This is a genomic window from Mycobacterium ulcerans subsp. shinshuense (assembly GCF_002355775.1).
Taxonomy (GTDB): Bacteria; Actinomycetota; Actinomycetes; order Mycobacteriales; family Mycobacteriaceae; genus Mycobacterium; species Mycobacterium marinum.
Window position 1 is genome coordinate 3,268,845 of sequence record NZ_AP017624.1, and the last position, 14,541, is coordinate 3,283,385.

The 14,541-nt window shown below is 62.4% G+C and carries 8 protein-coding genes and 3 pseudogenes; 7 read left to right on the forward strand and 4 right to left on the reverse strand.

The features are described from left to right. Positions 1-38 precede the first annotated feature (38 nt). Positions 39-611: a class I SAM-dependent methyltransferase gene (locus SHTP_RS14640; RefSeq protein WP_172900549.1), complete on the forward strand. Its 573-nt coding sequence runs from the start codon at positions 39-41 to the stop codon at positions 609-611. A 55-nt stretch (positions 612-666) separates the two neighbouring features. Continuing rightward, positions 667-1,718, forward strand: a pseudogene (locus SHTP_RS14645) (hypothetical protein). 4 nt (positions 1,719-1,722) lie between these two features. Here the strand turns inward: SHTP_RS14645 and ileS are convergent. Beyond that, complete coding sequence (ileS, locus tag SHTP_RS14650) at positions 1,723-4,923, reverse strand: isoleucine--tRNA ligase (protein ID WP_096370981.1); 3,201 nt, start codon at positions 4,921-4,923, stop codon at positions 1,723-1,725. Positions 4,924-5,621: 698 nt separating this feature from the next. Between ileS and SHTP_RS14660 the strand changes: the two genes are divergently transcribed. Beyond that, positions 5,622-7,130: a condensation domain-containing protein gene (locus tag SHTP_RS14660; RefSeq protein WP_172900550.1), complete on the forward strand. Its 1,509-nt coding sequence runs from the start codon at positions 5,622-5,624 to the stop codon at positions 7,128-7,130. A gap of 443 nt (positions 7,131-7,573) precedes the next feature. Continuing rightward, positions 7,574-8,518, forward strand: coding sequence for a hypothetical protein (locus SHTP_RS14665; RefSeq protein WP_231991644.1), 945 nt, complete (start codon positions 7,574-7,576; stop codon positions 8,516-8,518). A 149-nt stretch (positions 8,519-8,667) separates the two neighbouring features. On the opposite strand, the gene SHTP_RS14670 is transcribed toward SHTP_RS14665, so the two are convergent. Next, positions 8,668-9,870, reverse strand: coding sequence for an ISAs1-like element IS2404/ISMul1 family transposase (locus SHTP_RS14670; RefSeq protein WP_420872986.1), 1,203 nt, complete (start codon positions 9,868-9,870; stop codon positions 8,668-8,670). A 144-nt stretch (positions 9,871-10,014) separates the two neighbouring features. On the opposite strand from SHTP_RS14670, the pseudogene SHTP_RS14675 reads away from it, so the two are divergent. Continuing rightward, positions 10,015-11,202: pseudogene (locus tag SHTP_RS14675) on the forward strand (glycosyltransferase); the annotation flags it as partial. 24 nt (positions 11,203-11,226) lie between these two features. Further along, the gene (locus tag SHTP_RS14680) at positions 11,227-11,961 is read left to right on the forward strand and encodes a GAP family protein (protein WP_096370984.1); all 735 of its coding nucleotides are present in this window, start codon (positions 11,227-11,229) and stop codon (positions 11,959-11,961) included. Positions 11,962-12,078: 117 nt separating this feature from the next. Here SHTP_RS14680 and SHTP_RS14685 read toward each other — a convergent pair whose 3' ends face one another. After that, the gene (locus tag SHTP_RS14685; RefSeq protein ID WP_231991471.1) at positions 12,079-12,828 is read right to left on the reverse strand and encodes a glycosyltransferase family 2 protein; all 750 of its coding nucleotides are present in this window, start codon (positions 12,826-12,828) and stop codon (positions 12,079-12,081) included. A 101-nt stretch (positions 12,829-12,929) separates the two neighbouring features. On the opposite strand from SHTP_RS14685, the gene SHTP_RS14690 reads away from it, so the two are divergent. Beyond that, the gene (locus SHTP_RS14690; protein ID WP_096370986.1) at positions 12,930-13,601 is read left to right on the forward strand and encodes a class I SAM-dependent methyltransferase; all 672 of its coding nucleotides are present in this window, start codon (positions 12,930-12,932) and stop codon (positions 13,599-13,601) included. Between the two features lie 45 nt (positions 13,602-13,646). Here the strand turns inward: SHTP_RS14690 and SHTP_RS14695 are convergent. Further along, a pseudogene (locus SHTP_RS14695) lies at positions 13,647-14,434 on the reverse strand (glycosyltransferase family protein). Between the last annotated feature and the right edge of the window lie 107 nt (positions 14,435-14,541).

Consider the following 14,541-nt stretch of genomic DNA (forward strand, 5'->3'; position numbering starts at 1 on the left):
GGGCCCGCCGGAGGCGATCTCGACTAACGTCGGTCAGTATGGCAATGAACCTTGTGCATAGGTTGTGCTGCGACTCTGACCGCTGGGCAAATGAGGTCAAGGGCCAGGTATTGCCCTGGGTTCTCGCCGATGTGGACCTCGGTGACAACGCCCTCGAGATCGGGCCGGGCTACGGAGCCTTTCTTCGGGTGCTGGTGGACAAGACGCCAAAGCTCACAGCGGTCGAAATCGACCCAGCCATGGCGCGGCGTCTACAAGAGCGCTATGGGGAGCAGGCACGCATCATCAACGGCGACGGCACCGACACCGGGCTGCCCGCCGAAGAGTTCAGCTCGGTGGTGTCTTTCACCATGCTCCATCACGTCCCTACCACTGAACTGCAGGATGAACTGTTCGCCGAGGCCTATCGTGTGCTGCGCCCCGGTGGTGTCTTCGCCGGGAGCGACGGGATTCCTTCATTACTGTTCAGCATCTTGCACTTTCGCGACACCTGCAATCCGATTCCACCGACGGACCTCCCGAATCGCCTGCGCGCAGCGGGATTTCACGATGTCGAAGTTGAGGTTCAGGCCGGCAGGCAACGCTGGCGTGCACAGAAACCCAAAGCCTGACTTATATCGAAAAGCTATGTCAAATAAGGGTATTGAGAAACGGTAAGGAACCACGGTGTGTCCGTCCGATAGCGAGTCAACTACCTTCGGCCGGTCCGGCGATGACTTCGTGGCAGGAATCTGTCAGCAGGTCCAGGCCTGGAGCACTCAGCCCGCTCTGACGGAATTGGTCGAAATGTTCGGCGGCTCCCCACCCGCCGGCGACCTCCCGACTCGACTTGCGCTGCTCGACGAATTCAGCAAGGTGTGGGACTACCGGGGGCGGGCCCGGGCCTCCGCCACCGGCCGGTTACACAGTCAGGACGCGGCCGGCGCGGTCAGATGGCTGATCCCGCGCCTGGACCTGCCCGCCACCCAACTGGCACAGATCACGGCGTTGGCCAGCGAACTGGGTCTGGTCACAGCCACCACGCCCGAGGGCGCGGACTTCGATCACCTCTTGGTGATCGGCGGTGGACGCTATACCAACCAGCTGCGGGTGGGCTACGCACGAGAGATGGCTACCGGCCGGCGCATCGGCCAGGTGTGCTGGCGGCAGCATCACGCAAGCTACTGGAATCCGAACTGGATGCCGTAGCCGTCTGCGCGCCGGGGGCACGCACGGAGTTCGAGCTCCTGGTGGCAGCAGCAAAGGACGTACTGGGGCTGGACACCGGTGAGGTGACCGCGCACATACGACAACGGGTGGATAACCCGCAACGCGACCGGGCGGTGTGGAGTTTTCCACCGGAGGGCAACGGCCTCGGCGTGCCGGTCATGTTGTTGGAAACCCCGTCGCCCGACCCGGACAACCGTCGAGCCAACTCCGCCGATACCTACACCTTCGCCGCCCAGACGGCGCGCATGCACCAGTCGACCTGCCTGCTGGTGACCGGCCAGCCGGTGGTGCCCTACCTGCACTTCGAGGGGCTCCGCACGCTGGGTCTACCGTTGCGGATTCACCTGGAGTCAGCGGGGTTCGGCATCGACCGCTACAACCGGCTCAGCAACCTGGACCAACAGCATCCGGCCAAACTGCTGCAGGAGGTCCGCTCGACGATCCGGTCCGCCCGCGCCCTGATGGATCGGGTAGCGATCACAGGGCGCGACCCAACCAGCGCCGGCTGACGTCTTAGGCCTGCTCGCGCCCGGACACCCCTGCTCCGCCAGATTTCGCGATTGCCACCCGCACCCCGTCTCCGATCTCGACGCCATCGTCGGGTTCACCGAATTCGAAAGTGGTGGCCAGGATTTCGCCGGCAATCAGATCGCGGTGAGTGCGCGCCCACTCGGCGCGCTCCCCCGGTACCGAGATCAGCACCTGGATGCGGTCGGAAACGTCGAGCCCGGTGGACTTGCGCAGCTCCTGCAATTCCCGGATGCGGTCCTTGGCCCAGCCCTCGGCCTCGAGTTCGGGTGTGACGGTTCCGTCCAGCACCACTAGGCCCGCACCGCCCGGCAAGGCCGCCGTGAATTCCGGGTCGGCGGCCACCAGCCGGGAGCTGTACTCCTCGGGCCGCAACACCGCCGGACCCGCCGTCAGGATGCCGTCGGAGTTGACAACCCCTTCGCCGGCTTTGACCGCCTTGATGGCAGCTTGCACGTCCTTGCCCAGCCGGGGACCGGCAACCCGAGCGTTGACGGTCAGTTCGAACCGGCCGTAGGTGCCGATCGCATCTGTCAACTCGATCTGCTTGACGTTGAGTTCGTCGGCGATCAGGTCGGTGAACGGCTTTAGCGCTTGTGGACTCTCGACTGCCACGGTCAATTTCGGCAGCGGCAAACGTACCCGCAGCTTCTTGGCCTTGCGCAGCGAAGACGCGGCCGAGCACACTTCACGGACCTGGTCCATCGCGGCCACCAGTTCTGCGTCCGCGGGGACCTCGCCAGCCTGCGGCCAGTCCGTCAAATGCACTGAGCGCTCGCCGGTTAGCCCACGCCAGATCACCTCGGTGACCAGCGGCAGCAGTGGTGCCGCCAACCTCGCGGTGATCTCCAGCACGGTGTGCAGTGTGTCGATGGCATCGACATCTTCCTGCCAGAACCGCGAACGCGACCTTCGGACATACCAATTCGTCAAAGCCTCGGTGAACTGGCGCAGCTGTTCACAAGCCCCCGAAATATCGCAGACCTCCATGGCCTGGGTGAGGTCATCGCGCAGCACCGCGAGCTTGGCCAGGATGTAGCGATCCAGCACATGATCCGAATCGGTGCGCCAGGTACCGACTTTCGGTGCGTACAGAGCCAAGAAGCTATAGGCATTCCAGAATGGCAGCAGCACTTGCCGTACGCCCTCGCGGATGCCCTGTTCGGTGACGATCAGATTGCCGCCGCGCAGAATCGGCGATGCCATCAGGAACCACCGCATGGCGTCGGAACCATCCCGGTGGAACACTTCGGCGACGTCCGGGTAGTTGCGCAACGACTTGCTCATCTTTTGGCCGTCAGAACCCAGCACAATGCCATGCGCTACACAGGTTTTGAACGCCGGTCGATCAAACAACGCGGTGGCCAGCACGTGCAGGGTGTAGAACCAGCCGCGCGTCTGTCCGATGTACTCGACGATGAAATCGCCCGGGTAGTGGGCGCCGGCGTCGCCGGCCGCCCCGCCCAAGAACCAGTCCCCATTCTCGAACGGGTAGTGCACCTGTGCGTACGGCATCGATCCCGAGTCGAACCACACGTCGAGCACGTCAGGAATGCGTCGCATCGTGCTCTGCCCGGTGGGATCGTCGGGATTGGGACGGGTGAGTTCGTCGATGTAGGGCCGGTGCAAGTTGGTGGGCCGGACGCCGAAGTCGCGCTCCAACTCATCCAAGCTGCCGTATATATCGATCCTTGGATACGCGGGATCATCGGACTTCCAGACCGGGATCGGAGTGCCCCAATACCGGTTTCGTGAAATGGACCAGTCCCGGGCACCCTGCAACCACTTACCGAACTGACCGTCTTTGACGTGCTCGGGGTACCAGGTGATCTGCTGGTTGAGTTCAACCATCCGCTCCCGGAATTTAGTCACTGTGACGAACCACGAGGACACGGCGCGATAGATCAGCGGGTTGCGACACCGCCAGCAATGCGGATACGGGTGCTCGTAGGTCTCATGGCGGATCAGCACCGCACCGTTGACCGCCGCCGGACCGCTCTGATTCTTCAGGTCACGGATGATCTGGGCGTTGGCATCAAAAACGTGTTGCCCTTGGTAGTCGGGCACTGAGGAGTCGAAGCGGCCCTTGGCATCCACAGGTGTCACCGGCTCGATGCCGACCGGGCTGGTAACCGCCATGTCGTCCTCACCATAGGCGGGTGCCATGTGCACGATGCCCGTACCGTCTTCGATGGTCACGAATTCGCCCGCCAACACCGCAAACGCGTTTGGCGAATCCATGAAATACGCAAACGGCGGCAGATAGCGTATGCCCAAGAGGTCGGCGCCACGATAGCTGCCAATCACCTCCGGCTCTTCGCCGAGTTCGCGCGTGTAGGCCGCTAGACGCGCCTCGGCCAGCACAAGGCGGCGATCCCCCACGCGTACCTGCACATACGTCACATCCGGGTGCACGGCCACGGCGAGGTTCGACGGCAGAGTCCACGGCGTGGTCGTCCACACCAGCAGGTAGGCCCCGGCCAGCTCCCCCTGCGGTTCGCCGTCAACCACCTTGAATCCAACCGTAAGCGCCGGATCCTGGCGGCTTTGGTAGACGTCGTCATCCATCCGGAGCTCGTGATTGGACAACGGGGTTTCGTCACGCCAGCAGTAGGGCAACACCCGGTAGCCCTCGTAGGCCAGCCCCTTGTCCCAAAGTTGCCGGAACGCCCAGATCACCGACTCCATGTAGCCGAGATCGAGCGTTTTGTAGTCGTTGTCGAAGTCGACCCACCGAGCCTGGCGAGTAACGTACTGCTGCCATTCGTCGGTATAGCGCAAAACCGACGCGCGGCAGGCACCGTTGAACGCGGCAATCCCCATCGCGTCGATCTGGGATTTGTCGGTAATTCCCAGCTGACGCTCGACCTCGAGTTCGGCCGGCAGCCCGTGGGTGTCCCAGCCGAAACGGCGCTCCACTTTGAATCCACGCATGGTTCGGTACCTCGGAACGATGTCCTTGACGTAACCGGTGAGCAGGTGACCGTAATGGGGCAGGCCGTTAGCAAATGGGGGCCCGTCGTAGAAGACATACTCGGGCGCGCCGTCGCGGCGCTCGATACTGGCCCGGAAAGTTTCGTCACGTGCCCAGTAATCAAGCACCTGGGTTTCCAGTTCCGGAAAGTCCGGAGAGCCGCCACGGTGGTCGGCGCCCAGGTTGCTGCGCGGATAAGTGCTGTCAGTCATCGGTCTCCTGTGCCAGAAATCACACGGCACGGGGACGACGACGCGCTCAGTGCGCGAGCGCCGCGGTACCACCCCGCTTGCCGCACCTGAGTGCGGCCGCTCAATTTGGGCTGTAACGGACCCAACCGTTCGGTTCTACTGGGCTTTTAGGCTGTTCTTCCGAAAGCTAACCGGTGATAGCCGGATCAACACTGTTGCGGCAATACTACCTGGTCGCAGGCGCGCCGATGCTGGGCCCGACGCATAAATCCCCGCACTTAGCACCCAGTTCAATCCCAATGCAGCGAAAACCGAAATCTAACGCCCGCCTATCAACTAGGCTCTGCTCTACCAGCGTTTAACAAGTAAATACCCAGATGAAGGGTCCTCACAGCGTCGGCGTAGTTATACCGACGGCAGAGTGGTCGTGCCTTTGCAAAGGCGCAGCCAACTAAGAGGGGGCATGTGAACACCACATTACCTGGCACGTCGAGTGCCGTCACCACCCCAGTCGGTTGGCCGGTATTGGGGGCCGGCCAAACCGACACGTCGCGGGTGATGTTGCAGCGTGGCAACACCGACTCGAGCCCAAGCGACCAAAGCCGCTATCTGAAGCCCGGCTCAACGGGGCCCCTGCAAACATCACAACCGTTTCAGGTTTTGTGGACCACCTGCAGCTCTCCGGTGCACCGCAACCTGCTGGGCGACTTGGAGGAGAAATGGTCAGAGTAGGGAAGGTCGAAGCTGGGACAATCAGCGACTGGCATCCTGAGCCGGGCACGTTGGTGTCGTGGCAGCCATCGCGTGGCTCGCTCGCCAAGGCCGCCAAAGCGCCGATAAGCCCGGTGCCGCCCAGCTACATGCAGGCCCATCACCTTCGCAACTTCCGGTCCTACCGCGAGCGCGGACTGGAAATGTCGCGGTTGCTCATTTCCTCCTGGGACATCCCCGGAATTTGCGACATCCGCACCATGACGCACGTCGTCAACGCACACATGCGCCGTCACGACACCTTCCGCAGCTGGTTCGAGCACACCGAGGGCGATCACTTCGTGCGCCGGACCCTCGAGCGGCCCAACGACATTCAGTTCGTCGCCGTCGAACACGGTGAGCTGACCACCCAGAGTCAATGGCGCGAGCATCTGTTGGCCACCCCGAGTCCGCTGGAGTGGGGGTGCGTGCGCTTCTCGATCATTCAGCGTGCGGACCACTTCACCTTCTGCGTGGCCATTGACCACCTTCACTGTGACGCGATGTTCGTCGGCGTGGTGTTTGCCGAGATTCACCTGATGTACCTGGCCCTCGTCAGCGGCGGAGCTCCGCTGCGGTTGGCCAAACCGGGCAGCTACGACAACTACTGCAACCGGCAGCGTGAGCACATCTCCGGTCTCACCCTGGATTCCCCGGTCATGAGCAAGTGGACCGAATTCTTCGACAACAACGACGGCTCCCTTCCCAAATTCCCACTGCCGCTTGGCGATACCTCCGCGCAGTGCGAAATGATGGGCGTCCGTCTAATGGACGAGCGCCAGACCCTGGCTTTCGAAGCCGTCTGCATGTCGGCGGGGGCCCGGTTCTGCGGGGGCGTGTTCGCAATCTCGGCCGTGGTCCAACACGAATTGACCGGAGCCGACGAGTACTACGCGATTGTCCCAATCGACATCCGCCGCACCGAAGAAGACTTCATGACGACCGGATGGTTCACCGGCTTCGTGCCGATCACCGTTCCGACCGTGGGATCGTCGTTCGGCGAGATTGTCAAGGCAGCCCAGGGATCCTTCGACTCCGGTCGCGACCTGGCGGAGGTGCCCTTGGACTGCGTGATGGAGCTGGTGCCGTGGCTGCGTGAGGGGCAGTGGGGAGCACCCTTGCTGTTCTACTTGGACGCCGGCATTCCGCCGCTGTCCGCTATGGCGAACTCCCATGTGGAAGGTTTGCGCGCCCGCCTCTGCCACGATGGCGGCATGATGGGTCAGATTGACATCCGGGTGAACCGGCTCGAGAAAGAGACCCAGCTGACGGTGTTGTTCCCGAACAACCCGGTGGCCCGTGAATCGGTTACCCGCTACGTCGAGGCGCTGAAGTCCGCGTTTGTTCGGGTGGCCGAAGGACGCGACGTGATGCCGGCGCCCTCGCGCACCGGCAGTCAGCTGCACCTCGCCTACAGCCGGCATACCTACGAACCCCCTGCGACGGTGTCTCCTTTGACGTCATGGCGTACCGGCTAGGCGGAAAACAAGGGGTGCTCAACGAGTCTCGGACCCGCAGCTCGTCGGCCATGACGGATAACAGGATCGCCTTTCTCGACCAGGCGGCTTTCCTGAGGCTGCGGGCTACCGGTTTCGAAACGGTCGGTCAGACTTTGTGGATTTATGACCGCGAAGCGGACATGGACGGGTTGCGGCGGTTCAACGAGAACCTTGGCTATGGGCTACTGGGGCGCCGGATCGAGCGCTCTCCGTTGCCTTTCGGTCGTCCTCGATGGGTCGCCTACCACGAAGCGCCTGACATCGACGTCGCCGCGACGCCCCGGCCGCGAAGCGAAATTACGGCGTGGTTGGACGAACGCGCACAGATTCCAGTTGACCCCGCGTATGGGCCCTGCTGGCATTTGGGGGTCCTTCCGCTGCAGGACGGCGGCACGGCGGTCAGCGTGGTCATCACCCACTCGGTGGTGGACGGTGTCGCCGGTGGCCTCGCCGTCTTCGAGGCCATCAACGGCATCACCCGGGACTTCGGATATCCGCCGCCGGGATCGCGCGGCCGGATGGAAGGCCTGCTCGTCGATCTATGGGATGCCCTTCGTGGATTGCCAGAGGTCTTCCGGGCCCTGCTCGCGTTGATCCTCATCGTGCTCAGACGCGATACCGGAGCAGCAGGCCAAACCGGCAAGCCGCCGACCGTGTCGGACGGCGCCGATGAACCGATCGTGACTCCATCGGTGACGGCGTTCTGCGATCTGGAGACCTGGGATTCCTGTGCTCTCGATCTGAGCGGGTCCAGTGGTTCGCTGTTCGTGTCCTTTGCTACCCGACTTGCCCAACTCATGGGCCGGGTGCGGGCGACAGATGGCGCCGTCACGATAATCATGCCGGTCAGCGAACGCACCAACGATGACACTCGGGCGAATGCTGTCACGGCGATCACCTTCGATCTCGACCTCGATCGCGCGCGAACCGATTTGCAGTTCATCCGCAACGAGACGAAACAAAGCCTGTCCGCGCTGAAAGACACCCCTAACGAGCTGCTCAAGCCTCTTCCACTGGTGCCCTACACACCGAAATGGTTGGCCCGGAAAATGGAAGTGCTGGCCATGGGAACGTCGGATCTGCCGGTGGGTTGTTCCAATCTTGGCGAGCTCAGTCAGGCTCTGACCCGGGTCGACGGAACCGGGGCCCGGTATTCCTCCGCGCGCATGTTCAACCGGGGAGCCACCAGACAACGCTTTGAACGGGAAAGCGGCGAGCTATATCTGTTTTCCGGGCGGCTCGAAAACTCGGTATTCATCAGCGTATCGGCTTACCAACCCGGCGCCGAGAACTCGAACCAGTACCTCAGAGGACTGGTGGAGCAAACACTTGCCGACTATTCGCTCAAGGCGGAGTTACTCGGATGACTGGGGCCGGGTAGCTGGGTCGATTGGGGTTTTAAGGACGGAAGAAGTGGTTGGGGGCCGCTGATGAAATTTGCACTGGCGATAAACGGCACGCGAGGCGATGTCGAACCGTGCACTGCACTCGGGCGGCAGGGCTCCGGCGTTGTTGATTAGCAGGCTTGTGAGCTGGGGAATTGTGGATTGAGGAGGTCTAGGCGGCGGTTGGCGGTCAAAGCGGTGATCCGGCAGGCTTCGGCGATGTTGTCGGCGCCGTTGAGGCGGTGCAGATTGATCGCGGTGTTGCGTAGCGTTGCTAGGACCTGTGCGCCGTTTCCGGTATGTGCCCTTTGACGGTCTTCGTCGAAGGTGACGTCGCGTATCCAGTGCAGGCTGTTCTCGATTCCCCAGTGTTGACGCATCCAGGTCATGATCGCGGTAGGGCGGGCGTGCTCGAACGGCAGGCTGCAGATGGCATAGACCACCTCCACGCTGCGCTGGTCGGTGGCGGTGATCAAGCGTTCACGAGTGATCCGAATGATTTGTTTTGCGTAGGGGAAGCCGATTCCTCGTGCAGCGGTGATGATTTGCAGGGTGCGGGTCTCGACACGGCCGTGGCCGCGGGAGTCGTCGGTAGCGGCTGCGGGCACCTCGGCCCAGGGCAGCGCGGTGATACGCGCAAGTATTTTGGCTTGGTTGGACTTGACGATCATCAGGTAGTGCGACTTCAAGGTGGCGCAGATCAACTTCGCGGTGACGACCTGGGTATGCATCGCATCCACGGTGACCAGCCACCGCAAGCTACCCGGCAGCAGCGTGAGCAGGGCACGTACGCAGGGAATTTCATTGCTTTTCTCGGCGACAGCGAGTTGACCGAGCACCAATCGGGCACGGTGGGCGAACACCGACACGAGATGCGTGGCTGTCGCTTTGGCGCGTAAAGCACCACGCAGCATCTTGCCGTCCAACGCGATCGGCACCAATCCACTGGGGTCGCTGCTGGCCACGTGTGCAGTGAAGTAACTGCCCATCCTGGCGTTGAGGTCGGCGGGGTCTAGCCGAGACAAAACAGCACGGAAGGTCTTCTCACTGGGCCGCCGGAACCGGACCCCTAATTGGGCCAACACATCATCGGGAGCGGTGGCCGCCCATGTGGCAAAACCAGCATAGCCGCGCATCCCCGCGGCAGTGGCCAGAACCGCGATCGCCAACAAAGCCATCAGCGAATACCTCCGACCGCGTGGGTCCCTCGGGTCTGGCACCGAGGCCAACACATCGAAAAACTCCGATCCGATGAGCTCGCTGCGCCCACCAGGACTCCAGCGGTCGAACACCTCTGGAACCGACGACACAGGCAATACTGAAACGGTAGGCACGGGCAACTCCAGACCAACGACGAACAGTAACCAACTCGATCGTTCTCCAGATAGCCCGTGCCTACACTCCGGCCCCAATAGCGCGGCACCAAAGATCATCAACCCAGCTCACAAGCCTGCTAATCAACAACGCCGGAGCCCTGACTCGGGCGGGAACTATCGCGCCGAGGCCACGAAGTACGCGTCGCAGTACCCCCCAACCTGACCGGCGTGGCCGCGGCAGCGGGCTTGGAGGCGGTGCCCTACGGCCCCGACACCGACGAGCTGCTCAACGACGAGGACAACCTCCAGGAATTCTGGAAGCCGCAAACTTCGATCAAGTTGGTGCGCGAGGGCATATCGGATCTGCGCCAGGCCTGGTCCGACATGGCGGGAACCCTGAAAACGCTGGCAGACGGCGCCGACCTGGTCCTGACCGGCATGATCCACCAGGGCATCGCCTTGAACGCCGCGGAGTATTACGGGATTCCGCTAGCAACGATGCCCTTCCTCCCGTCGCGGGTGAACAGCCGGGTCATTCCGATCTTGTCGCCGCGCTTGAACCGCTCGGTCATCTCAGCGCTGTGGTGGGTGCATTGGCGCGTAACCAAAAATCCCGAGGAAGCGCAACGACGCGAGCTTGGTATGGCCAAGGCGTCCTCATCCTCGACTTCGCGAATTCTGAAAGGCCGCTCACTCGAGATCCAAGCCTATGACGAGCTTTGCTTTCCCGGGCTGGCCGCCGAGTGGGCGGAATGGGGCGATCGCCGACCGTTTGTCGGTGCCCTGACCCTGGAAATGCCGACAGAATCCGACAACGAGGTGCTGTCGTGGATCGCTTCCGGAACGCCGCCGATCTACTTCGGCTTCGGCAGCATGCCGGTGGAATCGCCCGCCGCAATAATCGCCATGATCAGCGCGGCGTGTGCGGAGTTGGGCGAACGTGCATTGATTTGCACCGGTTCGAATGATCTGGGCGGCTTGCAGGCCCCCGAAAACGTGAAGTTGGTCTCCGGGGTATCGCACGCCGCGGTATTTCAGGCGTGTCGCGCAGTCGTGCACCACGGCGGGGCCGGAACAACCGCCGCGGGTATGCGGGCTGGCCTCCCGACCCTGATCCTTTGGATCTGGATAGAACAACCGATCTGGTTGGCGCAGATCAAACGGCTAAAAATTGGCTCTGGACGTCGTTTGGTGTCGACCACAAAAGAGACATTGGTCAGCGATCTCCGCTGCATTTTGGGTCCCGATTACGTCGCCCGCGCCCGCACGATTGCAAATGAGATGAGCAAACCTGGCGAAAGCGCCACGCGGGCAGCAGATCTTCTGGAAAATGAGGTGTCGGTTAGCTGAGTCGGCGAGGGGAAGGAGGGGAAGATGTGGACCACGGTACTGATCCTGGCGGTGATGACGGCGACCGAGCCGGTGCGTCTCGGGGTTGCCATCTTCCTGGTCTCCAAGCCGCGCCCGATGGTGAACCTGCTCGCATTCTGGTTCGGCGGTATGGCGACCGGGATCGGCGTCGCGCTGGCCGTTCTACTGCTGCTGGGTGACCTCGCCAACGCCATTGTCGACAACGTCTCGTCGCTGGCGGCAACGTCGGTTGTCGGGCACCTACAAGTCGGCTTGGGCGTCGTCGCGCTGCTGGTCGCTGCCCTGGTCGCGACGGGGTTCTCGGTGCGCTCACCGGCGCTGGTCGCTTCCGGCGCCGGAGACTCGTCGACGCTGATGGTCGCGGAGACCCCGACCCGCTTCTCCCGGTTGATGGCGAGCGCTCAGGGCGCTCTCGAAGGTGGGTTTCCCTGGGCCGCCTTCGTGGTTGGCCTCAGCTCGGCCGGCCCACCGCCGGTCGAATACCTGGTGGCGCTCACGGCCATCGGGGCCTCAGGGGCCGCAATGGGCACGCAGCTCAGCGCGATCTTCGTCTATCTGCTGGTAATGCTTGCGATCATCGAGATCCCGCTGATCAGCTACCTGGTGCACCCCGGCCGCACCGAGGCAACCATGCTGTGGCTGCGCAACTGGTTGCGAGCCCACCGGCGCCAGATCATCGCCGTTGCTGTCGGCTTGGCAGGTATTGCCCTGGTCACAAACGGTATGGGCACCATCTGAGCACGGCCCGCACGGCGTGGTTCCATTCAGGATGCTTTCGGACCCGATGGTCGACTAACAGTCCAAGACTGTGCCGCCGGCGTCCGGGCGGCCAATACTCCCCGGTAGGAAAGCGATCTATCGGATGACTTTGTAGCCAGGGCGCTTTTGTAGCCGCCGCGGCAATATTTCGAACGAGGCCCACTGGAAATAGAGCCGCCAGTACCCGACGGTGTCGAACCGGCGGGTCGAGGTATAGACCGTGTCCGTTGGCACATAGAAGAACTTGCCGAGCTTGCGGGCCTGCTTGATCAGCAGCAGGTCCTCCCCCATGATGAGATGCTCGTCGAATCTGAGCTCCGGAAACAGCGAACGCTTGGCTATCTGGATGGCATATGAGCCACCCAACCGGTGCAGTAGGTCATAACAGGCGAACCAGGCGCGCGCGTGCCGGCCGCCACCGAGCGGCAGAATCTTCGTGGTACCCACGGAGAGCGTCTTGCGTGATGCCCGCAACTGCGCATCGAGATCGAGGAGGAAATTGGGCTTCAGGATCGTGTCCGCATCCAAGAAGACCACCCAGTCGCTGTGCGGTGACAGCCGGTCGATACCGAAGTTCTTTGCTGCCGATACTCCGGCCGTGTCGCTGGTGAAGACGCGGACGTTGCGGCCCTCGAACTGTCTTGCGACATCGAGGGTGCGGTCCGAGGAGCCGTTCTCCACCACGATTACTTCAAAGGACTCGGTGGGATATGAAAGGCTACTGGCGTGTTCGAGGGTGGAAGCGATGTATTCCTCTTCATTGTGTGCGGGAATGACGATAGAGAAACGCAGCTCCCGAGAGCTGGCCATATCGGTATTCCCCCCGGTTGAGGCCTCACCCAACACGAAGCGATCCTAGCAGGATCTGGTTGCTGGAACCCCGATAACGACCGGCGCGACGGGGCTATGCTCGGGGGCGCTTCGCTTTACAGGACGGAATAGCAGCCATGCACATCGCCAGAGAATCGAAAAGTGTTACTGAGTATTACCGCCCGACGCAGACGGAGATATTGCGGTTCGTTCCAACAACCGCACAACGGATCCTTGACCTCCACTGCGGGCAGGGCACGCTCGGGGCAACGCTCAAGGAGCGTACTGGCGCAGAGGTCTGGGGCATCGAGTCCGACTCACAAGCGGCCCAACAGGCCAGCGCGGCTATCGACCGGGTACTCGTCGGCGCCGTAGCCGAGCGGATCGCGGAGCTGCCGGACAACCACTATGACGTGATCGTCTGTAACGACGTCTTGGAGCGCCTGGTCGACCCGACTGCGACGCTGAAACAGCTTCGGTGCAAGCTCACGTCCGATGGCGTCGTCGTCGCGGCGGTCCCTAACATCCGTTTCCTACCGGCTCTGAGCAAGGTGCTGTTTCGAAAGGATTTCCCGCAGGAGGATTTTGGCACCTTCGACCGCACCTACATTCGCTTCTTTACCCGCAGGAGCCTGGTGCGGTTGTTCAAGACGTCAGGCTTCGGGGTACGCCGGATCGCGGGAATCAACGCCTGGAACGGGACCATTGGCGTAGCGCTGGCCGTACTGACCCTCGGATACTTCGCCGATGGCCGATACCTGCAATACGCCTGCATCGCGTCACCATCAGCTTCAAAGCCCACCTCCTGAGAGTTATCCCGAGAGGTTGTCGTCAGATTGAGGAAGCGGCCGAAGTCACTGCTCGAGCTGGTGGGTCGTGTACGCGATCGGGCTTCCCGGCGCCGCTTGCGGCAGCGTCCCGGGGGGAAATAGCTTGCGCCACTTCCGGCCATGAACACGCCGCATTGCCCGCTCCATGGCGGAGTTGGCGCCGATCAAGTACCGAAACTTCCCGAAATGCTTGTTGGCCGTTCCGCGGCCGAAATGGTTGATGTACGCCATCTCGGTTGTGTACAAACCGAACTCAGCATCGCGAGCACGCAGGGCTAGATCAAGGTCCACGCCCCACCCGTAGCGGCCGAAGGTGCGCAGGTCCATGCCTCCGACCGACCGCCAGCATTCTCGAGACAACGCATGTGCGGTTCCCTCGACCGCACTTACCGCCCGATATCGCGGTCGGGGAATGTAGTTCGCGGCCTCGGGTTTCTGGTCATCTTCCGCGCACGGGAACCCGTGATCGATCATCGGCCCAACGATTCCGGTATCGGCGGGCAGGCGCGGATCGAGCAGGCCGGCGACGAATCCCTTTGAGATCCGGGTGTCGTTGTTGAGTGTCATCGCGTAGGAGTGCCCTTCCGAGAACGCAATTCGGAATCCGAGATCACTCCCCCCCTCCCCGCCCAGCCCAGGTTTTCACGCGGCGTGACAACGCGTTCATTGCCGATCTTGGGGTAGTCGCCCCGGTTGTCGACGATCAGATACTCCGCGCTCTCGCGCTCCAAGTCACCGACCAATGCATGCGTGTACTCATGCTGCCCAAACACCGGGACAATAATCAGTACGGACATGAGTTGACCGTACACTGACCGGGTCGGCGCCCAAGTCCATTCCGGAACCAACGCCGCAGTCGACGCCAAGGGCGGGGCCGCCGCCCAACGCCGACTGCATCAACCCGGCGCGCGGACGCGGT

What these genes read in the sequence shown, in the direction of transcription:
- SHTP_RS14660 (WP_172900550.1), top strand. Translation starts at nt 5,622, where the DNA reads ATGGTCAGAGTAGGGAAGGTCGAAGCTGGGACAATCAGCGACTGGCAT.
- ileS (WP_096370981.1), bottom strand. Translation starts at nt 4,923, where the DNA reads ATGACTGACAGCACTTATCCGCGCAGCAACCTGGGCGCCGACCACCGT.
- SHTP_RS14680 (WP_096370984.1), top strand. Translation starts at nt 11,227, where the DNA reads ATGTGGACCACGGTACTGATCCTGGCGGTGATGACGGCGACCGAGCCG.
- SHTP_RS14690 (WP_096370986.1), top strand. Translation starts at nt 12,930, where the DNA reads ATGCACATCGCCAGAGAATCGAAAAGTGTTACTGAGTATTACCGCCCG.
- SHTP_RS14640 (WP_172900549.1), top strand. Translation starts at nt 39, where the DNA reads ATGGCAATGAACCTTGTGCATAGGTTGTGCTGCGACTCTGACCGCTGG.